Here is a 20979-nt window from a genome sequence, read left to right on the forward strand (position 1 = left end):
ATCACTCTCTCCGTAGTGCGCCGCCGAGCAGCAGCTCGACGATCATGTAGTGGAAGTCCTTGGCGGCGACGCGGCCCTCGGTCACGGCCCACGCGCCCGAGGCCATGAGCCCGTAGAGCGCCTCGGTGAGCCAGGCGGGGCTGAGGTCGATGCGGAACTCGCCGCCCTCCTGGCCGCGCCGGAACAGGGCGGCCATCCGGGCATCGAGCCGGGCCCAGCCCTCGTTCTGTCCCTCGCCCTCGAACAGCTGGTTCTCGGTGTAGAGGAAGGCGAGCAGCCCGGCCACGCGCTCGAGCTCCTTCACCAGACGGCGCAGGGCCTCCTGAGCGGTGCCCTCGTCGAGGCGGGTGGCATCGAGTGCCGCCTCGCACTCCTCGATGCAGAGGGCCTCCAGCGCCCGGACGAGCGCGTCCCGTCCGGCGAACTGGCGGTGCAGCGTGGCCCGGCTGATCCCGGCCGCCCTGGCGACCTCGTCCATGGTGGCGGTGGATTTACGGGTGAGCAGGGCGGCTGCGCTGCGCAGCACGTGGTCACGGTCGACGGCCATGAGACAACAGTACCCCATGTGAGACATGTTTGTCTCATCAGGAGCGCGCTAGTCTCACCAGTGCCCTATTTTTCGCCTTTTTTGGTGTCCGGGATTTCCGCTGCGATCAGTGCCAGGGCAGCTGCCCGCGCCGCTCCCAGTACACGTCCGGGTCCTCCGCGAGCGCCGCGAGGCGGGTCAGCTGGTCCTCGTCCAGGTCGACGACCGCCGCGTGCAGGTTCGAGGCGAGCTGGGCGGAGGTGGCCGCGCCCGAGAGGACGACTCCGGCCCAGGGCTGCCGCAGGATCAGCGCGAGGGCGACGGCGTCGGCGCCGAGGCCGGTCTCCTCGGCGATCGCCCGCACCGCGTCCGGCGCGTGCTCGGCGGCCAGGCGGCCGTTGGCCATGCCCTCCTTGACGATCACCGTGAGCCCGGCGTCGTGCGCCTCGGCGAGGGCGGGAGCCGCCGAGGTCTCCAGGACGTTGTACGTGGACTGGACGGTACGGAAGAGGGGCTCGCCGTCGACCGTCACGGCGAGCGCGGCGCGGATGGCGTCGGCCTGGGCGGGCCCGCTCGTGGAGAAGCCGATCGAAAGGCCCTGGGCGGCCGCCTCGGCGAGTTTCGCGTGGAGTTCCTTGTCGGTGAGGGCCGGGCTGTCCGGGGTCACCGAGTGGATCTGGTAGAGGTCGAGCCGGTCACCGAGCAGTGCGGCGGTCTCGGCGCGCTGTCGCTCGTACGTGGCGAGGGTGTGGTCCTTGACCTCGTGCTGCTCGGCGTCCGTGGTCCAGTCCGCGGTGTAGGTGTAGCCCCACTTGCTGCCGATGACCACGTCGTCGACGTCCGGCCGGCTCTTCAGCCAGTCGGCGAGGAACTCCTCCGAACGGCCGTAGGAGCGGGCCGCGTCGAAGTAGCGCACGCCCTGCGCGTAGGCGGCGTCCAGGAGTTCGTGGGTGCGGGCGCGCAGCGTCTCGACGCTGCGATCCTCTCCGAGGTCATGGTCCCGGCCGAGGTTGATGTAACCCGGGCGGCCGACGGCGGCGAGGCCCAGGCCGATGTGGCAGGTGGGCGTCGTGGCGGTGGCGAGACGGGCGAAGGGCATCGCGGGCTCCGTTCGGTCGGCTCCGGTGCGGCTCCTGACCAACGTAACCCGCGATGACCTTCGGCTCGCGCCTCAGAGCTCGGTGCGTGCGGTGCTTCGGCGAGTGCGAGTTCACCGTGGCTTGTCGCACGGTTCCCCGCGCCCCTTGCGGGACGCTCTTCTTACCGCTTCTTCTTGGCCGTGGCCCACGCGTGCTGGGCCGCCACGTCCGCCTTCACCTCGGCGAGCTGGACGGCGACCGCGCTGGGTGCCGTACCGCCGCGTCCGTCGCGGGAGGCGAGGGCACCCGGGACGTTCAGGACCGAGCGCACCTCGGGGGTGAGATGGGCCGAGATCTTCGCGAACTGTTCGTCGGTGAGGTCGTTCAGCTCCTTGCCGTCGGCCTCCGCGACCTTGACGCACTCGCCGGCGACCTCGTGGGCGACGCGGAACGGCACACCCTGCTTGACCAGCCACTCGGCGATGTCCGTGGCGAGCGAGAAGCCGGCCGGGGCCAGCTCCTCCATGCGCTCGCGGTGCACGGTCAGCGTGGCCATCATGCCGGTGAAGGCCGGGAGCAGGACCTCGAGCTGGTCGATGGAGTCGAAGACCGGCTCCTTGTCCTCCTGGAGGTCGCGGTTGTACGCGAGCGGAAGCGCCTTGAGCGTCGCCATCAGGCCCGTCAGGTTGCCGATCAGACGGCCCGACTTGCCGCGCGCCAGCTCGGCGATGTCCGGGTTCTTCTTCTGCGGCATGATCGACGAGCCGGTGGAGAAGGCGTCGTGCAGGGTGACGAAGGAGAACTCCTTCGTGTTCCAGATGATGACCTCCTCGGCGATCCGGGAGAGGTTCACGCCGATCATCGCGGTGATGAAGGCGAACTCCGCCACGAAGTCGCGGGAGGCCGTGCCGTCGATGGAGTTCGCGACAGAGCCGTGTTCGAAGCCGAGGTCCCTCGCCACCGACTCCGGGTCCAGGCCGAGGCTGCTGCCGGCGAGCGCGCCGGAGCCGTACGGCGAGACCGCCGTCCGCTCGTCCCACTGGCGCAGCCGCTCCGCGTCCCGGGACAGGGGCTGGACGTGAGCCAGCACATGGTGGGCGAAGAGCACCGGCTGGGCGTGCTGGAGGTGCGTACGGCCGGGCATCGCCACGTCCGGGTGCGCCTCCGCGAGGCCGATCAGCGCGTCCTGGAGGTCGGCGATCAGTCCGCCGATCGTACGGGCGTGGTCGCGCAGGCACATGCGGAAGAGCGTCGCGACCTGGTCGTTCCGGGAGCGACCCGCGCGCAGTTTGCCGCCGAGGTCGGGGCCGAGGCGCTCCAGCAGCCCGCGTTCCAGGGCCGTGTGCACGTCCTCGTCGGCGATGGTGCCCACGAAGGAGCCGTCCGCCACGTCGGCTTCGAGCTGGTCGAGGCCCGCGAGCATCCGCGTCAGCTCGTCGTCGTCCAGGAGGTTCGCCTTGTGCAGTACGCGCGCGTGGGCACGCGAACCGGCGATGTCGTACGGCGCGAGCCGCCAGTCGAAGTGGACGGACGCGGACAGCTTGGCCAGCGCCTCGGCGGGACCGTCGGCGAAACGGCCGCCCCAGAGCCGGACGTCACCGCTGTTGCTGCTCACTTGCGTTGCTCCTCGGAAGGTCTGGATGTGCCGCCGCCTCCCCACCCGTGAGTGAGGAGGCGGCTGTCAGGCTAGTGCGTGTGGGGTGGACCTCGTCGTACGCGAGCCGTTGTGCGAGCCGTTACACGAGGTCCCGCTTCGCGGCGATCTTCGACGACAGGCTGTAGATGTCGATGAAGCCCTTGGCGGCGGCCTGGTCGAACGTGTCGCCCGTGTCGTACGTCGCCAGGTCGAAGTCGTAGAGCGAGGTCTCGGAGCGCCGTCCGGTGACGACCGCGCGGCCGCCGTGCAGGGTCATCCGGATGTCGCCGTTGACGTGCTGGTTGGCCTCGTCGATGAAGCCGTCCAGGGCGCGCTTGAGCGGGGAGAACCACTGGCCGTCGTAGACCAGTTCGCCCCAGCGCTGCTCGACCTGCCGCTTGTAGCGGGCGAGTTCACGCTCGACGGTGACGTTCTCCAGCTCCTGGTGGGCCGTGATGAGCGCGATCGCGCCCGGGGCCTCGTACACCTCGCGGGACTTGATGCCCACGAGCCGGTCCTCGACCATGTCGATCCGGCCGACGCCCTGGCCGCCGGCGCGCTCGTTGAGCTGCTGGATGGCCTGCAGGACGGTGACGGGCCTGCCGTCGATGGCGACCGGGACGCCCTCCTTGAAGGAGATGACGACCTCGTCGGCCTCGCGGACCTCGGCCGGGTTCGAGGTGTACTCGTAGATGTCCTCGATCGGCGCGTTCCAGATGTCCTCCAGGAAGCCCGTCTCGACCGCGCGCCCGAAGACGTTCTGGTCGATGGAGTACGGGGACTTCTTGGTGGTGGCGATCGGGAGGTTCTTCTGCTCGCAGAAGGCGATCGCCTTGTCACGGGTCATCGCGTAGTCGCGGACCGGGGCGATGCACTTGAGGTCGGGCGCGAGGGCGACGATGCCGGCCTCGAACCGCACCTGGTCGTTGCCCTTGCCGGTGCAGCCGTGGGCGACCGTGGTGGCGCCGTGCTTCTGGGCGGCGGCGACGAGGTGCTTGACGATGGTCGGCCGGGAGAGGGCCGACACCAGCGGATAGCGGTCCATGTAGAGGGCGTTGGCCTTGATCGCCGGGAGGCAGTACTCCTCGGCGAACTCGTCCTTGGCGTCCGCGACCTCGGCCTCGACGGCACCGCAGGCGAGGGCGCGCTTGCGGATGACGTCCAGGTCCTCGCCGCCCTGACCGACGTCGACCGCGACAGCGATGACCTCGGCGCCCGTCTCCTCGGCGATCCAGCCGATGGCGACGGAGGTGTCCAGACCGCCTGAGTAGGCGAGTACGACGCGCTCGGTCACGGGTTTCTCCTCACACTGCATTCGCTGGTATGCATGAGTATGCAGTACTCCGCATGATTCGTCAATCACGGGTGCCCCCGAAGAGGACATGGAGAACCCTGATCGAAAATGTCTGAGGGTGTTTGAACGACGGAACGCGCTTTCTCGTACCTCTCCCCGAACGCAGGCGCCGCGTTTTTGTACACCGAGGTTTTCGCACACAGAGGTTTTGCCGCCGAGGTCTTCGCGGACCGAGGCGCGACGAGCAACGGACCGCCCGGACGACCACCGGACGGTCCCCCACCCCCGAACCGAGTGAGGCTTCCGCATGTCCAGGGCCCTTCCGAAGTACAACAAGCGCCGCGTCCTGATGATCGGCGGCACCGCCGCGGTGGTGCTCTCCGGAGCCGTGATCGCCGGCAACGCCTTGGCCGGGGAGACGTCCAAGAGCGGCACGAACGCCACCACCAAGGCCGCGACCTCCCCGGGCACGGTGAACTGCCCGGCCGTCGCGCCGAGCCTGCCCGCGATCCCCGCCTCCGCGCAGGCCGAGGTCACCCGCAACCTCACCCTCCTGGACACCCAGATCGCCGAGGCCAACAAGCGGCTCGTCGACACCGTCGGCCAGGGCGGCCCCAACTTCGTCCAGAACGCGATCCTCGGCCCCCTCAAGGACAAGCGGGTGGCGACGATCAACCGCATCGCCACCGCGATCGGCCGCACCGCGGCCAAGCCCACGGGTCTCGACTCGCTCGCGCCCTGCACCCTGAACGCGAACGGCGTGAACGCGGGCGGCGCCGCGGCCACCGCGGCCCCGAGCGCGACGGCCACCCAGCAGGCAGGCAACACGGGGAACACCGGAAACACGGGCGCCACGGGTAACACCGGCAGCACCACCGCCGCCGGCACCATCACCTGCCCGGACGTCGCGTCGAAGCTGCCCGCGATCCCCGCCACCGCGCAGGCCGAGGTCACCCGCAACCTGACGCTCCTGAACACCCAGATCACCGAGGCGAACACCCGACTGGCGAACACCGTCGGCCAGGGCGGACCGAACTTCGTGCAGAACGCGATCCTCGGCCCCCTCGCGGACAAGCGGAAGTCGACCATCGACCGCATCGCCATCTCCATCGGACGCACCGCGGCCAAGCCCACGGGTCTGGACTCCCTCGCGACCTGCACGCTCAACAAGTGATGTCTTCCGTGGCCGCCGCGCCCCGTCTGCCGACCGGGGCGCGGCGGCCACGGATCCGTCCGCCCTGCGAACCCATGCCCCGGACGGGTGAATTCCTTAGACAGACGAATGGTCTTGCCCAATAATCATTAGACATGGGAAAGACTTATGAGCGCATAGACGGCAGGCTTCGTTCGTTCATCGAGGCGCAGCCCCTCTTCTTCACCGCGACCGCACCCCTGTCCGGGGACGGCACGGTCAACCTCTCCCCCAAGGGTCTCACGGGCTCGTTCGTCGTCCTCGACGAACTCACCGTCGCCTACCTGGACTTCGCCGGAAGCAACGCGGAGACGATCGCCCATCTCCGGGAGAACGGCCGGATCACCCTCATGTGGTGCGCCTTCCAGGGCCCGCCGAACATCGTCCGGGTGCACGGCCACGGCGAGCCCGTCTTCCGCGACGACCCCCGCTTCGGGGAACTGCTCACGCACTTCCCCGACATCGACCCGACCCCGCACGGTCTGCGCGCGATCATCGTCGTGACCGCCGAACTCGTCCGGGACACCTGCGGCTACGCGGTGCCCTTCATGTCCTACGAAGCGGACCGCGACCTGCACGGCAAGCGCTTCGCGCGCGAGGACGACGCCTCGCTGAGCGAGTACTTCACCAAGAAGGACCATGTGGCGACGAGCCTGGACGGCCTGCCCGGGCTGCCGCTCCCACTGCCTCCCCGTACGGTCTGAGCCATGCGCCTCGCAGCCGCCGCCCTCGCGTCCGCGTCCCTGCTCGCCCTGGTCCCGAGTGATCCGCCCACCCTCCCCGAGCAGATGGCGGACACCGGTGGCGGCAGCCAGCTGATCACGGCTCAGGCGCCCCGCGAGGGCTCGACGTCGGGCACGCTCACCTGGTGGGACCGGCGGGACGGGCACTGGGTGAAGGCCGGTTCGGCGGCGGCGCGCTTCGGGGCGAAGGGGCTGGCGGAGGGGGGCTCACGCAAGCAGGGATCGAACACGACGCCCACGGGGCTGTACGACCTTCCGTTCGCCTTCGGGATCAAGGCGGCGCCGGCCGGTACCACGGTTCGCTACCGGCGGGTGCGGGAGGAGTCCTGGTGGTGCGAGGACAACGACTCCCGTTCCTACAACCGGTGGACCGAGCCGCGGCCGGCCGACTGCCGCGCGTCCGAGTCCGAGCATCTGATCGCGTACGAGACGCAGTACGCCTACGCGCTGGTCGTGGGGTTCAACTACGAGCGGCCCGTGCGGGGGCGCGGGGCGGGAATCTTCCTGCACGTCCACGGGTCCGGGGCGACGGCTGGTTGTGTATCGGTGTCGGGGGAGGCGATGCGGCGGGTTCTGGCGTGGGTCGATCCGGCGCGGGGGCCGCGTATCGCGATCGGGACGGTGAGTGGGGGGACTGCGATCACCCGTTACTAGGTGCGGGTGCTTCGTGGCTGGGCGCCCAGCCGGACCGTGAACGTCGTCGCCCCCGGACGGCTCTCCAGCTCGACCGTGCCGCCGTGCGCCTCCACCACGGCCGCCACGATGGACAGCCCGAGGCCCGCGCCACCGCCCGCTCCACCGGTGCGGCGGCGGTCGGCTCTGGTGAAGCGTTCGAAGACGCCGGGCTGGACGTCCTCCGGGACTCCCGGGCCGTCGTCGTGGACCGTCAGGACGGCCGTGTCGGCGTCGGTCTCCAGGGACACCGTGACCTTGGTGCCAACAGGTGTGTGCCAACGGGCGTTGGCCAACAGGTTGGCCAACACCTGTTGGAGACGGTGGGCGTCGCCCGTCACCGTGACCGGTTCCTCCGGGAGCTCCAGCGTCCAGCGGTGGTCGGGTCCCGCGGCGCGGGCGTCGGTGACCGAGTCGAGGACGAGGTGGGTGAGGTCGACCGGAAGGCGCTCCAACGGGCGGCCCGCGTCGAGGCGGGCGAGCAGGAGCAGATCGTCGACCATCTCGCCCATCCGCGCCGACTCGGCGGCGATGCGCTCGAGGGCCCGGGTGACCTTGGGCGGCACCGGGTCCGGGTGCAGCAGCGCCAGCTCGGCGTGGCCGCGGACCGAGGCGACCGGCGTGCGCAGCTCATGGCTGGCGTCGGCCGCGAAGCTGCGCAGCCGTTCCTCGCTCGCGTGCCGCTTGGTCAGGGCGTCCTCGACATGGCCGAGCATCCGGTTGAAGGCGCCCGCGAGGCGGCCCACCTCGCTGCGCGGGTCCTGCTCCGGCGCACGCGGCGGCAGCGCCACCTCACCGCTGGCGAGCGGCAGCTCACTGACCCGGGTCGCGGTCGCGGCGACCCGGCTCAGTGGGCGCAGCGACCAGCGCACCCACAGGGCTCCGGCGACTCCGGCGACCACGAGGGCCAGGCCGAAGACACAGCCGGCGACCAGTTCCAGGCGGTGCACGGCGGCCCGGACCGGTTCCATCGGCAGTCCGGTGACCAGGACGTCGCCGTCCAGTCCGCGCGCCCCCAGCACGCGGTAGTCGCCGAGTGCCGACAGGCAGACGGTGTGGGCGCGGCCGTCGGCGGGGATGCCGGCCAGGGTCTGCCGGTCGGAGGTGGTCAGGGACACGTTCAGGTCGGTGATGTTCTGACCGGAGGGCACGACGGCCGCGTTGGTGACGTCCCGGCCGACCAGCCGTGCGCCGAAGGTGCCGGTGCTCTGCCGCCGGGTGTCGCCGTTCTCGTCGCCGTCATGGTCCGACGGTTTGACGGTGCCGTGCTCCAGGCTCGCGGGGAACCGCACCCCCACGTCGTGCAGCTGCTGGTCGAGGCGGCCGGTGAGGAAGCCGTTCAGTTCGTACACCGCGGCCACCCCGACGGCGGCGCAGCTGACGGCGAGCAGCACCAGGAGCCCGGCGGTGAGGCGGGCCCGCATCGTGCGCGGGAGCGGCAGCCGACGTACGACCGCCCGCACCCGTGGCCACCGGCGCCCGCTCATCGTCCGGCCACCGGCTTGATCACGTACCCGGCGCCCCGCACCGTGTGGATCATGGGCTCGCGGCCCGCGTCCACCTTTTTGCGCAGGTACGAGATGTACAGCTCCACGACATGGGCCTGACCGCCGAAGTCGTAGGACCAGACGCGGTCGAGGATCTGCGCCTTGCTGAGGACCCGGCGCGGGTTGCGCATCAGGAAGCGCAGCAGTTCGAACTCGGTCGGCGACAGCTCGACCAGCTCGCCGCCCCGGGTCACCTCGCGGGCCTCCTCGTCCATCACGAGGTCGCCGACGGTCAGGCGCGGGCCCTCGTCCAGTTGCCGGGCCATGCCCGCGCGGCGCAGCAGGCCGCGCAGCCGGGCGACGACCTCCTCCAGGCTGAACGGCTTGGTCACGTAGTCGTCACCGCCCGCGGTGATGCCCGCGATGCGGTCCTCGACGGCGTCCCGCGCGGTGAGGAAGAGCACACAGACCTCGGGGTGCACGGTGTGCAGGGTGCGCAGCACGGCGAAGCCGTCGGTGTCCGGGAGCATCACGTCGAGGACGACGGCGTCCGGCATCAGCTCCTGTGCCTCGGTGACGGCCGAGGCCCCGTCGCCCGCCGTGCGGACCTCCCAGCCCTCGTAGCGCAGGGCGCCGGAGAGCACCTCGGCCAGGTCGGGATCGTCGTCGACGACGAGGACGCGTACGGGGGTGCCGTCGGGGCGGGTGAGCGCGGGCAGGCCGGTGCCTCGGGAGCGGGGAGTGTTCATGTCGTCTTCCAGGATCGCCCCTCGCCGGAGTCGGCAGCGCCCTTCCCGCCTCTGAGTTTCCTCTGAGTGGGCCGCGTGCGCCCGAGTGGGCCGCATGCGCCGCTCTGCGTTTCCTGTGAATCCGCGACGAGGGCGCCCGTTCAGAGGCTGCTCAGAAGTTGCCGAAGCACAGTTTCCTCCCGGACAGCCGGAAGGACGGACATATGACCACGGTGTACGAGCGGACAGCGGTCCCTCGCCCGTCACGCGGACGCGGACGACCGCGCCCCTCGCCCGCCGGGCCCCTGCTGGCCCTGCTGTGGGCCGGGGTCGGCGCGGTCGTCGCCCTGTGGTGGTACGACACGCGGTCGGTGGTGGGCCTCGCCGGGTGGCTGACGGACGCCGGGCGGATCGCCGGGCTGCTGTGCGGCTACAGCTGCGCGGTGCTCGTGGCGCTGATGGCCCGGGTGCCCCTGCTGGAGCGGCGGATCGGCTCCGACCGGGTGGCCCGCTGGCACGCCATGGCCGGCCGGTACACGGTCAGCCTGCTGGTGGCGCATGTCACGCTGATCCTCTTCGGGTACGCCGCCCAGGACGGGGCGGGCATCGTGCACGAGACGCTGAGCGTGGTGTTCGACTACCCGGACATGCTCAAGGCCACGACCGGCACGCTCATCCTCTTCGCGGTCGGGATCACCTCGGCGCGCGCGGCCCGCCGCCGGATCAGCCACGAGTTCTGGTACTACCTGCACCTGCTGACGTACGTGGCCGTGTTCCTCACCTTCTTCCACCAGCTCGCGCTGGGCTCGGACTTCGTCGGAGACACCGCCGCCCAGGCCGCCTGGTACGTGCTCTACCTGGGCACGGCAGCGCTGGTGGTGTGGTTCCGGCTGCTCGTCCCGGTGCGGCTCAACCTGCGGCACAAGCTGCGCGTGGAGTCGGTGTACCGCGAGGCGCCCGGCGTCTTCTCCATCGTCGTACGCGGGGAACGGCTGAACGAGCTGAACGCCCAGGCAGGGCAGTTCTTCCGCTGGCGGTTCCTCTCGGACGGGATGCGGTGGACCTCGACGCCGTACTCGCTGTCGGCCCCGCCGCGCCCCGACCGGATGCGGATCACCGTGAAGGCGCTCGGCGACCACAGTGCCGCCGTGGGACTGCTGCGGCCCGGTACCCGGGTGTGGGCGGAGGGCCCCTACGGGGCGCTGACCGCCGAGCGGCACACCGGACGCAAGGCGCTGCTGATCGCCGGCGGCGTCGGCATCACACCGCTGCGCGCCCTGTTCGAGACGCTGCCCGGCGGGCCCGGCGACGTGACGCTGCTCTACCGGGCGAGCACGGCCGAGGACCTCGCGCTCGGCGCCGAACTGGAGGCGATAGCGCAGTGGCGCGGGGCGCGCGTCCTGTACGCGGTCAACGGCGCCGACGGCACGCGTCCGCGGTTCACCGCCGAGTCCCTGCGAGCCTCCGTGCCCGGTCTCGCCGGGCACGACGTCTATCTGTGCGGTCCGCCCGCCATGGCGCGGGACCTGTACGGGGCGCTGCGCGCGGCCGGAGTCCCCGACCGCCGTATCCACCACGAGTCGTTCGAGCTGTGAGGTCACCGTGCACGCCCTGAAGAAGCACCGCCCGCTGCGCCGGGTGACGCTGGCGGCGGCCACCACCGTCACCGGTTTCGTCCTGCTGCTGTCGCTCAAGCCGCACACGCCGCCGACCGTGGCGCAGGCGTCGTCCTCCGCCGGACAGTCGGCGTCACAGTCGCCGTCCCGGTCACCCGCGCCCGGAAGCTCGTCCGGAAGTTCATCGGGAGGCTCGTCCGGGAGCACCAAGAGCAGCGGCACCAAGACCGTCACCGGTGACACGATCCAGACCCGCTGGGGTCCCGTCCAGGTGCGCATCACCCTGAAGAACGGCAAGATCACCGATGTGACCGCGGTCTCCTATCCCACGGACAACCCACGGGATCAGGAGATCAACAGTTACGCGATTCCCCAGCTCAGGAGGGAGGCGCTGGCCGCGCAGAGCGCCCAGATCGACTCCGTCTCGGGGGCCTCGTACACCAGCGACGGCTACAAGCAGTCCCTCCAATCGGCACTGGACTCGGCAGGCCTCTGAACGCACGGCCGTCGGGGCCCGTATCTCTGGGCCAGGGGGCCTCTCCCCTAGCCCCGTCCCCACGGACGACCACGGAGGAACCGTGTCCACGATCGCCGGTGGCCGCGCCGCGCGGCGCCAGACCTTGCGCCGTATTCGCCCACGACGCTCCCCCGCCGTCCCACTGCTGCTCGCCGTCGGGGCGGGCGCGGCCGGGGTCATCTGGCTGTGGTGGAGCAACACCCCGTCCATCGCCGACGACAACAGCAAGATCCTCAACGCGGGCCGGATCACCGGGCTGCTCGCGGGGTATCTGATGGCGCTGGTGGTGCTGCAGATGGCCCGGGTGCCCGCCCTGGAACGCCGGGTGGGCTCGGACCGGGTGGCGCGCTGGCACGCCATGAGCGGCCGGTACACGATCTGTCTGGTGCTTGCGCACCTCGTGCTGATCATGTGGGGCTACGCGCTGCAGGCCGGCAAGAGCTTCGGCGACATCGTCCAGCAGACCATCGACTCGATCAACCAGCTGCCCGACATGGGCAAGGCGGCGATCGGCACCGGTCTGCTGTTCCTGATCGGCCTGCTCTCCATGGGCCCGGTGCGCCGCAGGATGGGCTACGACACCTGGTACCACATCCACCTGCTCACCTACGCCGCCGTCTTCCTGACGTTCTGGCACCAGCTGTCCACGGGCAACGAGTTCGCCGTCGAGCCGACCGCCAAGACGGTCTGGTACGGGCTGTACGGGTCGGTGACGGCCCTGGTGATCTGGTACCGCATCCTCTCGCCGATCCGGCTGAACCTGAAGCACCGGATGCGGGTCGAGGCCGTGATCGAGGAGACCCCCGGGATCGTCTCGGTGCTGATCAGCGGGCGCAAGCTGCACCGCATGGGCGCCGAGGCCGGGCAGTTCTTCCGCTGGCGCTTCCTGGCTCCGGGCATGCGGCTCAGCTCGCACCCGTACTCGCTGTCGGCGGCGCCCCGCCCCAACATGCTGCGCATCACGGTGAAGGCGATCGGCGACCACAGCTCGGCGCTGCGCGACCTGCAGCCCGGCACCCGGGTCTGGGCCGAGGGCCCGTACGGGGCGCTCACCGCGGGCAAGCGCAGCCGCGGCAAGGTGCTGCTGGTGGCGGGCGGGGTCGGCATCACTCCGATGCGGGCGCTGTTCGAGACGCTGCCCGGCGCGGCGGGCGACCTGACGCTGCTCTACCGGGCCAACACCACCCAGGACCTGGCCCTGTGGGACGAGCTGGCGGCGATCGCCGAGGAGCGCGGGGCCCGGCTGATGTACGCGGTGAACAGCCCCGAGGGCGAGCGTCCGGACATCTCGGCGGAGACACTGAGCCGCAAGCTGCCGGACATCGACCGCCACGACGTCTTCATGTGCGGGCCGCCCGGCTTCGCGCAGCAGGTCTACGAAGCACTGCGCGGCGCGGGGGTCCCCGCCCGCCGCATCCATCACGAGTCGTTCGAGATGTGAGCGACGGGAGTCAGGAGCGATGAAGAAGAGCCACCCCTTGCGGCGTGTCGTGCTGGCCGGCGCCGCCACCGTGTCCGGAATCGTCCTGCTGCTGTCGCTGAAGCCCGCCTCCGATCCGGCGTCCGCGTCGGCACAGGGCGCCGCGCCCCAGCAGTCGGTGGCGGGTCAGGAGTCGCCCCAGGGCGGCAGCGCGCAGCAGTCGTCCACGGGGGCCCGGACGGTCACCGGCGACGTCGCGCAGACCCAGTACGGGCCCGTTCAGGTCCGTATCACCGTCAGCGGCGGAAAGATCACCAAGTCCGAGGTCGTCCAGATTCCCAGCGGCGGACGCAGCACCGAGGTCAGCAACGCCTCCGTGCCCAAGCTGAACCAGGAGGCCGTCGCCGCGGGCAGCGCGAACATCGACGCGGTGTCGGGTGCCAGCTACACGAGCGCCGGATACAAGAAGTCGCTGCAGTCGGCCCTCGACAAGGCCAAGGCGAGCGGCAGCGGTTCCTCGGGAGCCGCGGGATCGACCGGGTCCGCGGGTGCGGGCTCCGCCGGTTCCGCCGGCTCCTCGTCCCAGGCGCCCGCCGCACAGGCCAAGACGGTCACCGGAAGCGTCGCCCAGACCCAGTACGGGGCGGTCCAGGTCCGTATCACCGTCAGCGGCGGAAAGATCACCAAGTCCGAGGCCGTGCAGGCGCCCAAGGGCGGGCTGAGCGACCAGAAGACCGCGATGGCCGTGCCCAAGCTCAACCAGGAAGCGGTCGCGGCCGGGAACGCGAACATCGACGCCGTCTCCGGTGCGACCTACACCAGCACCGGTTACAAGCAGTCCCTGCAGTCGGCCCTGGACAAGGCCGGTGGCTGACCCGGACCAGGAGCCGCCCGCCCTGCGGCACGCGGAAGAGGTCATGGGCACCGTCTTCTCCTTCGACGTGCGGGGCGGCGAACCCGAGGCCGTGCGGACCGCGTTGGAGGAGGCGGTCGCCCAACTCCACCGGGTGGACGAGGTGTTCAGCACCTATCGGGAGGACAGCCAGATCTCGCGCCTCGCGCGCGGGGAGCTGACGGTCGAGGAGTGCGACCCGGAGGTCGCCGAGGTGCTCGACCTGTGTGCCGAGGCGGAGCGGGTCAGCGACGGCTGGTTCAGCTCGACGTACGAGGGCCGGCTCGACCCGACGGGGATCGTGAAGGGCTGGTCGACCGAGCGCGTGGCCCGCCACCTCGCGGCGGCCGGCGCGACCGGAGTCAGCGTGAACGGCGGCGGCGACGTCCAGCTGCTCGGCGCGCCCGGCACGCACCGCCCGTGGCGGGTCGGCGTCTCGGACCCGCTGCGTCCCGGTTCACTCGCTGCCGTGGTCTCCGCGGCCGGAGTCGACGAACTGTCGGTGGCCACCTCCGGCACCGCCGAGCGCGGCGCGCACATCGTCGACCCCCGCACCGGCCGCTCCGCGGTCACCGACCTGGTCGCCGTGACCGTGGTGGGCCCCCGCCTGACCTGGGTGGACGCCTGGGCGACAGCGGCCTTCGCGATGGGCTCCCGAGAGGGCCTGACCTGGCTGGAGTCCCTCCCCGACATCGAGGCCCTACTGATCACGGCGGGGGACGAGGTGCGGTGCACGGGGGGCCTGGCACAGCGCCTGGGGTGAGTCTCCGTCTTCAGGGGCGCGGGGCGTTGACATCATGCGGCTCCGCCGCGTGGGCGCGAGCAACCACGAGGCACCCGCACCCGAATGTACGACGGTGGGGGCGCACCCCGACCCAGGGTGCGCCCCCACCGTCGTACAGCTCAATGATTGTTCTGGGCCAACCGCAACAGGTGATCGGCCAGCGCCTGGCCCCCGGTGGGATTCCGGCTGATCAACAGCAGCGTGTCGTCACCCGCGATCGTCCCGAGAATGTCCTGCAGCTCGGCCTGGTCGATGGCGGAGGCGAGAAACTGCGCCGCTCCCGGTGGGGTACGGAGAACCACGAGGTTCGCGGACGCCTCCGCGGAGATCAGCAGCTCCGACGAGAGCCGCCGCATCCGCTCCTCCTTCGCCGACTCCCCGAGCGGCGCGCGCGGGGTGCGGAAACCGCCCTCGCTCGGCACCGCGTAGATGAGGTCGCCGTCGTTGTTGCGGATCTTCACCGCGTTCAGCTCGTCCAGGTCCCGGGAGAGCGTCGCCTGCGTGACGCTCAGCCCGTCGTCGGCGAGGAGCTTCGCCAACTGGCTCTGGGATCGCACCGGTTGCCGGTTGAGGATGTCCACGATCCGGCGGTGGCGTGCGGTGCGGGTCTGCGGCACGGCAGGCCCGACGTGCTCGTGATCCTGCGCCTGACTCATCGTCGTCGTCTCATTCTTTGGCTCGTCCGTCCCCGTTGGCTACAGCGTCGAGGACTCCGGGAAGGGCCTGGAGGAACGCGTCCACCTCGTCGTCGCTCAGGTTCAGCGGGGGCATCAGCCGTACGACATCGGGGGCGGGCGCATTGACCAGGAGACCGGCGTCCTGAGCCGCCTGCTGCACCTGGGGCGCGAGCGGCTCGGTGAGCACGATACCCAGGAGCAGGCCCGCACCCCGGACATGGTCGATCAACGGGTTGCCGAGTGACTCGATTCCGCCCCGCAGTTTCTCGCTCGCGGCCTTCACGTTCTCCAGGAGCCCCTCGGACGCGATCGTGTCGAGGACGGCGAGTCCTGCGGCGCAGACGACCGGGTTGCCGCCGAAGGTCGAACCGTGGTGGCCCGGCTTCAGCAGCTCGGCGGCCCGGCCGAAGGCGACGGTCGCGCCGAGCGGCAGTCCGCCGCCGAGGCCCTTCGCGAGGGTGACGACGTCCGGCAGGACACCTTCGTGGTCCTGGTAGGCGAACCAGGGTCCGGTGCGGCCGATGCCGGTCTGCACCTCGTCGAGGACGAGGAGGCTGCCGGTGGCGGCGGTGATCGCGCGGGCGGCCTTGAGGTAGCCGGGCGGAGGTACGACCACGCCGTTCTCGCCCTGGATCGGCTCGATGATCACCAGGGCGGTGTCCTCGGTGACCGCCGCGGCCAGCGCCTGCGCGTCACCGTAGGGCACGTGGGTGACGTCACCGGGCAGCGGCAGGAACGGCTCCTGCTTCCCGGGCTGGCCGGTGAGCGCGAGGGCGCCCATGGTGCGGCCGTGGAACCCGCCGTGGGTGGCCACCATGTGGCCCCGGCCGGTGAGCCGGCCGATCTTGAAGGCGCCCTCGTTGGCCTCGGCGCCCGAGTTGCAGAAGTAGACCCGGCCCTCGCGCCCGAAGAGCTGGAGCAGCCGTTCGGCGAGCGCGACGGGCGGCTCGGCGACGAAGAGGTTGGAGACATGGCCGAGGTTGGCGATCTGCCGGCTCACGGCCTCGACGATCGCCGGGTGGGCGTGGCCGAGCGCGTTGACGGCGATACCGCCGACGAAGTCGAGGTACTCCTTGCCGTCGGCGTCCCACAGCCGGGTGCCCTCGCCGCGGACGAGCGGCAGCCGCGGGGTGCCGTAGTTGTCCATGAGCGCGCCCTGCCACCGCTGGGTGAGCTCCGCGTTGGTCCCGGTCATTCGGCGTCCCCCTGTTCATCGGGCCGTGCGTCCGGCACGACCATCGTGCCGATCCCCTCGTCGGTGAAGATCTCCAGCAGGATCGAGTGCTGGACCCGGCCGTCGATGACGCGGGCGGTGGTGACGCCGTTGCGCACGGCGTGCAGACAGCCCTCCATCTTCGGCACCATGCCGCTGGCCAGCTCCGGCAGCAGCTTCTCCAGTTCGGAGGCGGTCAGGCGGCTGATCACCTCGTCGCTGTCGGGCCAGTCCTCGTAGAGGCCCTCGACGTCCGTGAGGACCATGAGGGTTTCGGCGCCCAGTGCCGCAGCGAGAGCCGCAGCCGCCGTATCAGCATTGACGTTGTAGACATGTCCGTCGTCCTGGCTCCGGGCGATCGAGGAGACGACCGGGATCCGGCCGTCGGCGAGCAGTGCCTCGATCGCGCCCGTGTCGATCGCGGTGATCTCGCCCACCCGCCCGATGTCGACCAACTCCCCGTCGATCTCGGGCTGGTGCTTGGTGGCGGTGATGGTGTGCGCGTCCTCGCCGGTCATGCCGACGGCGAGCGGCCCGTGCTGGTTGAGCAGTCCGACCAGCTCGCGCTGTACCTGACCGGCCAGGACCATGCGTACGACGTCCATGGCGTCCTCGGTGGTGACGCGCAGGCCCGCCTTGAACTCGCTGACGATGCCGTGCCGGTCGAGGGCGGCGCTGATCTGCGGGCCGCCGCCGTGCACGACGACGGGCTTGAGCCCTGCCTGTCGCAGGAACACCACGTCCTGGGCGAAGGCGGCCTTCAGCTCCTCGTTCACCATGGCGTTTCCGCCGAACTTGATGACGACCGTCTTGCCGTTGTGGCGGGTCAGCCACGGGAGTGCCTCGATGAGGATCCGGGCCTTGGGCAGTGCGGTGTGTTTCCGCGTCACGTTGGTCATGAGGAGTACGCGCTGTTCTCGTGGACGTAGTCCGCGGTGAGGTCGTTGGTCCAGATCGTGGCGGTCTCGGAGCCCGCGGCGAGGTCGGCGACGATGTGGACCTCGCGGTAGCGCATGTCGACGAGCTCGCGGTCCTCGCCGACGCCGCCGTTCTTGCAGACCCAGACGCCGTTGATGGCGACGTTGAGCTGGTCGGGCTCGAAGGCGGCGCCGGTCGTGCCGATCGCGGACAGCACGCGTCCCCAGTTGGGGTCCTCGCCGTGGATCGCGCACTTGAGGAGGTTGTTGCGGGCGATGGAGCGGCCCACCTCGACGGCGTCGTCCTCGCTCGCGGCGTTCACGACCTCGATCTTGATGTCCTTGCTCGCGCCCTCGGCGTCCCGGATGAGCTGCTGCCCGAGATCGTCGCAGACCGCGCGTACGGCCTCGGCGAACTCCGCGTACTGCGGGGTGACCGCACTGGCTCCGGAGGCGAGCAGCAGCACGGTGTCGTTGGTCGACATGCAGCCGTCGGAGTCGACGCGGTCGAAGGTGGTGCGGGTGGCGGCGCGCAGCGCCCTGTCGAGGGTCTCGGAGTCGAGGTCCGCGTCCGTCGTCAGCACGACGAGCATGGTGGCGAGGCCGGGGGCGAGCATGCCCGCGCCCTTGGCCATGCCGCCGACGCTCCAGCCGTCGCCCGTGTGCACCGAGGTCTTGTGCACGGTGTCGGTGGTCTTGATGGCGATGGCGGCCTTCTCGCCGCCGTGCGCGGAGAGCTGTGCGGCGGCCGACTCGACCCCGGGCAGCAGCTTGTCCATCGGCAGGAGTACGCCGATGAGCCCGGTCGACGCGACGGCGACCTCGCCGGCGTTGACGTCGAGGACCGCGGCGACCTTCTCGGCGGTCGCGTGCGTGTCCTGGAAGCCCTTGGGGCCCGTGCAGGCGTTGGCACCGCCGGAGTTGAGGATCACGGCGGAGACCTGACCGCCCTTGAGGACCTGCTCGGACCAGAGGACCGGCGCGGCCTTCACGCGGTTGGAGGTGAAGACGCCCGCGGCGGCGAGGCGGGGCCCGTTGTTGACCACGAGGGCCAGGTCCGGGTTGCCGTTCTCCTTGATGCCTGCTGCGATGCCGGAGGCGGTGAAGCCCTGGGCAGCGGTGACGCTCACGGTGCGACTCCGATCGTGGAAAGACCCGTTTCCTCGGGAAGCCCGAGGGCGATGTTCATGCTCTGCACGGCCCCGCCGGCCGTGCCCTTGGTCAGGTTGTCGATGGCGCTGATCGCGATGATGCGGTGCGTCGCTTCGTCGTACGCGACCTGGACCTGAACGGCGTTGGAACCGTAGACGGACGCGGTGGCGGGCCACTGCCCCTCGGGCAGCAGGTGGACGAAGGGTTCGTCGGCGAACGCCTTCTCGTACGCGGCGCGCAGGGACTCGGCGGTGACCCCTTCACGCGCCTTCGCGCTGCACGTGGCGAGGATGCCCCGGGGCATCGGCGCGAGGGTGGGTGTGAAGGAGACGGTGACCGGCTCCCCCGCCGCCGCACCGAGGTTCTGGATCATCTCGGGGGTGTGCCGGTGGACGCCGCCGACTCCGTACGGGGACATGGAGCCCATGACCTCGCTGCCGAGCAGGTGGGGCTTGGCCGCCTTGCCCGCGCCGGAGGTCCCGGACGCGGCGACGATCACGGCCTCGGGTTCGGCGAGTGCGGCCGCGTACGCCGGGAAGAGGGCGAGGGAGACGGCCGTCGGGTAGCAACCGGGCACCGCGATGCGCTTGGACCCCTCCAGCGCGGCGCGGGCGCCCGGCAGTTCGGGAAGGCCGTAGGGCCAGGTGCCGGCGTGCGCGGAGCCGTAGAACTTCTCCCAGTCCGCCGGGTCCCTGAGCCGGAAGTCGGCGCCCATGTCGACGACGAGGACGTCGGGGCCGAGCTGCTCGGCGACGGCGGCGGACTGCCCGTGGGGCAGCGCGAGGAAGACGACGTCGTGGCCGGCGAGGACGTCCGGGGTGGTCTCCTGGAGGACTCGGTCGGCCAGCGGCAGCAGGTGCGGCTGCAGTGCGCCGAGGCGCTGACCCGCGTTGGAGTTGCCGGTCAGGGCGCCGATCTCGACCTCGGGGTGCGCCAGGAGCAGACGCAGGGCTTCGCCGCCCGCGTACCCACTCGCTCCCGCCACTGCTGCGCGTACCACCATGGAACCCTCCTCCTAGATGGCATGACTATACGTTTCGCTGCACGTTTATGCAATCCGCCCGTATAGGATCACCGTCATGGCACTGCGACCTGTTCAGGTGAACATAAAGGCTCTTGACGACTCGGCGGTCGGCCGGTTCTGGGCGGAGGCGCTCGGCTGGGGTGTTTCCAGCGAGGGACCCGGCGTGACCAACGTCGAACCCGGCGGCGGCTTCGTCTGGCCGGACCCGGTCGCCGTCTGCATCGACGTCGTCACCGTCCCGGAACCCAAGACAACGACGAAGAACCGTGTGCACCTCGATCTCGCCACCACCTCCGCGCCCCATCAGGCGGAGTTGGTCGCACGCCTCCGGGCTCTCGGTGCGACGCCCGCCGACGTGGGCCAGGGCGACGTGCCGTGGACGGTCCTCGCCGACCCGGAGGGCAACGAGTTCTGCGTGCTGGAGCCCCGGGAGATCTACCGGGACACCGGGCCCATCGCCGCGGTGGTGGTCGACTGCGCGGATCCGCGGGCCATGGCCCGGTTCTGGGGTGAGGCGACGGACTGGACCCTGCACGAGGTGACCGACGATCACGCCGTGTTGCGCTCCGCCAAGGGGGTCGGCCCCTATCTCGAGTTCCTCCGCAAGCCCGGCGTGAAGACCGTGCCGGACCGCGTCCATCTCGACCTGCTGCCCTACCCCGGTGACGACAAAGCAGCGGAGGTGGCCCGGCTGCGGGGCCTCGGCGCCACCGACCTCGACCTCGGCCAGGGCGACGTCCCGTGGACGTGCCTGACCGACCCGGAGGGACACGAGTTCTGCGTCCTGGGCCGGTCCTGACGCGCAGCCGCTACGGCACGGTCGGCGCGGTCACCGCGACCGCAGGGCGCCGGCGGCGGACGCGCGTGGGGTGGGGTCAGGGGCGGGAGAGCCGGGTCAGGGAGGGCCGGGTCAGGGGCGGGAGGTGCAGGTCAGGGGCGGGAGGTGCGGGGCTGGGCGGCGCGCTCCGTGTTCCGCTCGGCGTGCTGCTCCGCGCGCTTCTCCTTGATGCGGACCTCTTCCTTGCGGACCTCGGCCTGGGTGGCGCGCTCCCGGCGCAGCCATCCCGGGTCCTCCTGCTTCAGGGCGTCGATCTGCTCCGTGGTGAGGGCCTCGGTGACCCCGCCGCGGGCGAGCCCGGCGATGGAGATGCCCAGCCGCGCGGCGACCACGGGCCGGGGGTGCGGGCCGTTGCGCCGCAGCTCCTGGAGCCACGCGGGCGGATCGGCCTGCAGGGCGGTCAGCTCGGCGCGCGAGACGACGCCCTCCTGGAACTCGGCGGGGGTGGCCTCGAGGTACACACCCAGCTTCTTCGCCGCGGTGGCGGGCTTCATGGTCTGGGTGGTCTGGTGCGACGTCATGCGTCAAGGGTATCGAGCGTGTGCGCGACCTCCGACCACGACCGATAGCCT

General features: G+C 71.0%; 21 protein-coding genes. 9 read left to right on the forward strand and 12 right to left on the reverse strand.

Translation table 11 applies throughout. The features are described 5' to 3' along the window. Position 1: 1 nt before the first annotated feature. The 4 genes from FNV62_RS12985 to FNV62_RS13000 all read right to left on the reverse strand — a co-directional run bounded on the left by FNV62_RS12985 (position 2) and on the right by FNV62_RS13000 (position 4535). Entirely contained in the window at positions 2-547 is a 546-nt protein-coding gene (locus FNV62_RS12985; RefSeq protein ID WP_054230623.1) for a TetR/AcrR family transcriptional regulator, read from the reverse strand. A gap of 106 nt (positions 548-653) precedes the next feature. Next, the gene (locus tag FNV62_RS12990; RefSeq protein ID WP_143654723.1) at positions 654-1625 is read right to left on the reverse strand and encodes an aldo/keto reductase; all 972 of its coding nucleotides are present in this window, start codon (positions 1623-1625) and stop codon (positions 654-656) included. Between the two features lie 161 nt (positions 1626-1786). Beyond that, positions 1787-3220: an argininosuccinate lyase gene (gene argH / locus FNV62_RS12995; protein WP_054230625.1), complete on the reverse strand. Its 1434-nt coding sequence runs from the start codon at positions 3218-3220 to the stop codon at positions 1787-1789. Positions 3221-3341: 121 nt separating this feature from the next. Next, entirely contained in the window at positions 3342-4535 is a 1194-nt protein-coding gene (locus tag FNV62_RS13000) for an argininosuccinate synthase (RefSeq protein ID WP_054230626.1), read from the reverse strand. Positions 4536-4842: 307 nt separating this feature from the next. Here FNV62_RS13000 and FNV62_RS13005 point away from each other — a divergent pair, with 307 nt between their 5' ends. The 3 genes from FNV62_RS13005 to FNV62_RS13015 all read left to right on the forward strand — a co-directional run bounded on the left by FNV62_RS13005 (position 4843) and on the right by FNV62_RS13015 (position 7124). Beyond that, entirely contained in the window at positions 4843-5709 is an 867-nt protein-coding gene (locus FNV62_RS13005) for a hypothetical protein (RefSeq protein ID WP_097283936.1), read from the forward strand. A 134-nt stretch (positions 5710-5843) separates the two neighbouring features. Continuing rightward, a complete protein-coding gene (locus FNV62_RS13010) occupies positions 5844-6431 on the forward strand; it encodes a pyridoxamine 5'-phosphate oxidase family protein (protein WP_097283937.1) in 588 nt (195 codons plus the stop codon). Positions 6432-6434: 3 nt separating this feature from the next. Then, on the forward strand, positions 6435-7124 hold the full coding sequence (locus FNV62_RS13015; protein ID WP_097283938.1) for a L,D-transpeptidase family protein: 690 nt from the start codon (positions 6435-6437) through the stop codon (positions 7122-7124). Here FNV62_RS13015 and FNV62_RS13020 read toward each other — a convergent pair. Next, entirely contained in the window at positions 7121-8629 is a 1509-nt protein-coding gene (locus FNV62_RS13020) for a sensor histidine kinase (protein ID WP_143601091.1), read from the reverse strand. The two genes, FNV62_RS13015 and FNV62_RS13020, sit on opposite strands and share 4 nt — an antisense overlap. Beyond that, complete coding sequence (locus FNV62_RS13025) at positions 8626-9378, reverse strand: response regulator transcription factor (RefSeq protein WP_143601092.1); 753 nt, start codon at positions 9376-9378, stop codon at positions 8626-8628. The genes FNV62_RS13020 and FNV62_RS13025 overlap by 4 nt, the downstream gene beginning before the upstream one ends. A gap of 203 nt (positions 9379-9581) precedes the next feature. Between FNV62_RS13025 and FNV62_RS13030 the strand changes: the two genes are divergently transcribed. The 5 genes from FNV62_RS13030 to FNV62_RS13050 all read left to right on the forward strand — a co-directional run bounded on the left by FNV62_RS13030 (position 9582) and on the right by FNV62_RS13050 (position 14565). Then, positions 9582-10952, forward strand: a complete 1371-nt coding sequence (locus FNV62_RS13030; protein ID WP_097283940.1) for a ferric reductase-like transmembrane domain-containing protein — start codon at positions 9582-9584, stop codon at positions 10950-10952. A gap of 7 nt (positions 10953-10959) precedes the next feature. Beyond that, positions 10960-11469 (forward strand): FMN-binding protein, encoded by a 510-nt coding sequence (locus FNV62_RS13035; RefSeq protein WP_097283941.1) that lies wholly within the window; start codon positions 10960-10962, stop codon positions 11467-11469. An 82-nt stretch (positions 11470-11551) separates the two neighbouring features. Next, positions 11552-12931, forward strand: a complete 1380-nt coding sequence (locus FNV62_RS13040) for a ferric reductase-like transmembrane domain-containing protein (protein ID WP_075027619.1) — start codon at positions 11552-11554, stop codon at positions 12929-12931. Between the two features lie 19 nt (positions 12932-12950). Next, the gene (locus tag FNV62_RS13045) at positions 12951-13784 is read left to right on the forward strand and encodes an FMN-binding protein (protein WP_082416781.1); all 834 of its coding nucleotides are present in this window, start codon (positions 12951-12953) and stop codon (positions 13782-13784) included. A gap of 43 nt (positions 13785-13827) precedes the next feature. Beyond that, entirely contained in the window at positions 13828-14565 is a 738-nt protein-coding gene (locus FNV62_RS13050) for an FAD:protein FMN transferase (RefSeq protein WP_181361006.1), read from the forward strand. Between the two features lie 140 nt (positions 14566-14705). Here the strand turns inward: FNV62_RS13050 and FNV62_RS13055 are convergent, their stop codons facing one another. Genes FNV62_RS13055 through argC form a run of 5 tightly spaced genes read right to left on the reverse strand, consistent with a single transcriptional unit; the run spans position 14706 to position 19548 of the window. Continuing rightward, positions 14706-15242 (reverse strand): arginine repressor, encoded by a 537-nt coding sequence (locus tag FNV62_RS13055; protein WP_054230636.1) that lies wholly within the window; start codon positions 15240-15242, stop codon positions 14706-14708. 10 nt (positions 15243-15252) lie between these two features. Further along, positions 15253-16458: an acetylornithine transaminase gene (locus tag FNV62_RS13060; protein WP_143607623.1), complete on the reverse strand. Its 1206-nt coding sequence runs from the start codon at positions 16456-16458 to the stop codon at positions 15253-15255. Further along, positions 16455-17375 (reverse strand): acetylglutamate kinase, encoded by a 921-nt coding sequence (argB, locus tag FNV62_RS13065; RefSeq protein ID WP_054230638.1) that lies wholly within the window; start codon positions 17373-17375, stop codon positions 16455-16457. The genes FNV62_RS13060 and argB overlap by 4 nt, the downstream gene beginning before the upstream one ends. Next, complete coding sequence (gene argJ / locus FNV62_RS13070; RefSeq protein ID WP_054230639.1) at positions 17372-18523, reverse strand: bifunctional glutamate N-acetyltransferase/amino-acid acetyltransferase ArgJ; 1152 nt, start codon at positions 18521-18523, stop codon at positions 17372-17374. The genes argB and argJ overlap by 4 nt, the downstream gene beginning before the upstream one ends. Continuing rightward, positions 18520-19548 (reverse strand): N-acetyl-gamma-glutamyl-phosphate reductase, encoded by a 1029-nt coding sequence (gene argC, locus FNV62_RS13075; RefSeq protein WP_143612882.1) that lies wholly within the window; start codon positions 19546-19548, stop codon positions 18520-18522. The genes argJ and argC overlap by 4 nt, the downstream gene beginning before the upstream one ends. Before the next feature lie 76 nt (positions 19549-19624). On the opposite strand from argC, the gene FNV62_RS13080 reads away from it, so the two are divergent. Next, positions 19625-20368, forward strand: coding sequence for a VOC family protein (locus FNV62_RS13080; RefSeq protein ID WP_144315239.1), 744 nt, complete (start codon positions 19625-19627; stop codon positions 20366-20368). A gap of 131 nt (positions 20369-20499) precedes the next feature. On the opposite strand, the gene FNV62_RS13085 is transcribed toward FNV62_RS13080, so the two are convergent. After that, positions 20500-20928 (reverse strand): DUF5997 family protein, encoded by a 429-nt coding sequence (locus tag FNV62_RS13085; protein ID WP_143601096.1) that lies wholly within the window; start codon positions 20926-20928, stop codon positions 20500-20502. Between the last annotated feature and the right edge of the window lie 51 nt (positions 20929-20979).

The sequence above is a fragment of the Streptomyces sp. RLB3-17 genome (genome assembly GCF_007113425.2).
Classification (GTDB): Bacteria; Actinomycetota; Actinomycetes; order Streptomycetales; family Streptomycetaceae; genus Streptomyces; species Streptomyces mirabilis_D.

Bases quoted from the DNA above. Each gene is read 5' to 3' on its own strand.
- FNV62_RS12985 (WP_054230623.1), bottom strand. From the start codon at position 547: ATGGCCGTCGACCGTGACCACGTGCTGCGCAGCGCAGCCGCCCTGCTC.
- FNV62_RS12990 (WP_143654723.1), bottom strand. From the start codon at position 1,625: ATGCCCTTCGCCCGTCTCGCCACCGCCACGACGCCCACCTGCCACATC.
- FNV62_RS13005 (WP_097283936.1), top strand. From the start codon at position 4,843: ATGTCCAGGGCCCTTCCGAAGTACAACAAGCGCCGCGTCCTGATGATC.
- FNV62_RS13010 (WP_097283937.1), top strand. From the start codon at position 5,844: ATGGGAAAGACTTATGAGCGCATAGACGGCAGGCTTCGTTCGTTCATC.
- FNV62_RS13015 (WP_097283938.1), top strand. From the start codon at position 6,435: ATGCGCCTCGCAGCCGCCGCCCTCGCGTCCGCGTCCCTGCTCGCCCTG.
- FNV62_RS13020 (WP_143601091.1), bottom strand. From the start codon at position 8,629: ATGAGCGGGCGCCGGTGGCCACGGGTGCGGGCGGTCGTACGTCGGCTG.
- FNV62_RS13025 (WP_143601092.1), bottom strand. From the start codon at position 9,378: ATGAACACTCCCCGCTCCCGAGGCACCGGCCTGCCCGCGCTCACCCGC.
- FNV62_RS13030 (WP_097283940.1), top strand. From the start codon at position 9,582: ATGACCACGGTGTACGAGCGGACAGCGGTCCCTCGCCCGTCACGCGGA.
- FNV62_RS13045 (WP_082416781.1), top strand. From the start codon at position 12,951: ATGAAGAAGAGCCACCCCTTGCGGCGTGTCGTGCTGGCCGGCGCCGCC.
- FNV62_RS13050 (WP_181361006.1), top strand. From the start codon at position 13,828: ATGGGCACCGTCTTCTCCTTCGACGTGCGGGGCGGCGAACCCGAGGCC.
- FNV62_RS13055 (WP_054230636.1), bottom strand. From the start codon at position 15,242: ATGAGTCAGGCGCAGGATCACGAGCACGTCGGGCCTGCCGTGCCGCAG.
- FNV62_RS13060 (WP_143607623.1), bottom strand. From the start codon at position 16,458: ATGACCGGGACCAACGCGGAGCTCACCCAGCGGTGGCAGGGCGCGCTC.
- argB (WP_054230638.1), bottom strand. From the start codon at position 17,375: ATGACCAACGTGACGCGGAAACACACCGCACTGCCCAAGGCCCGGATC.
- argC (WP_143612882.1), bottom strand. From the start codon at position 19,548: ATGGTGGTACGCGCAGCAGTGGCGGGAGCGAGTGGGTACGCGGGCGGC.
- FNV62_RS13080 (WP_144315239.1), top strand. From the start codon at position 19,625: ATGGCACTGCGACCTGTTCAGGTGAACATAAAGGCTCTTGACGACTCG.
- FNV62_RS13085 (WP_143601096.1), bottom strand. From the start codon at position 20,928: ATGACGTCGCACCAGACCACCCAGACCATGAAGCCCGCCACCGCGGCG.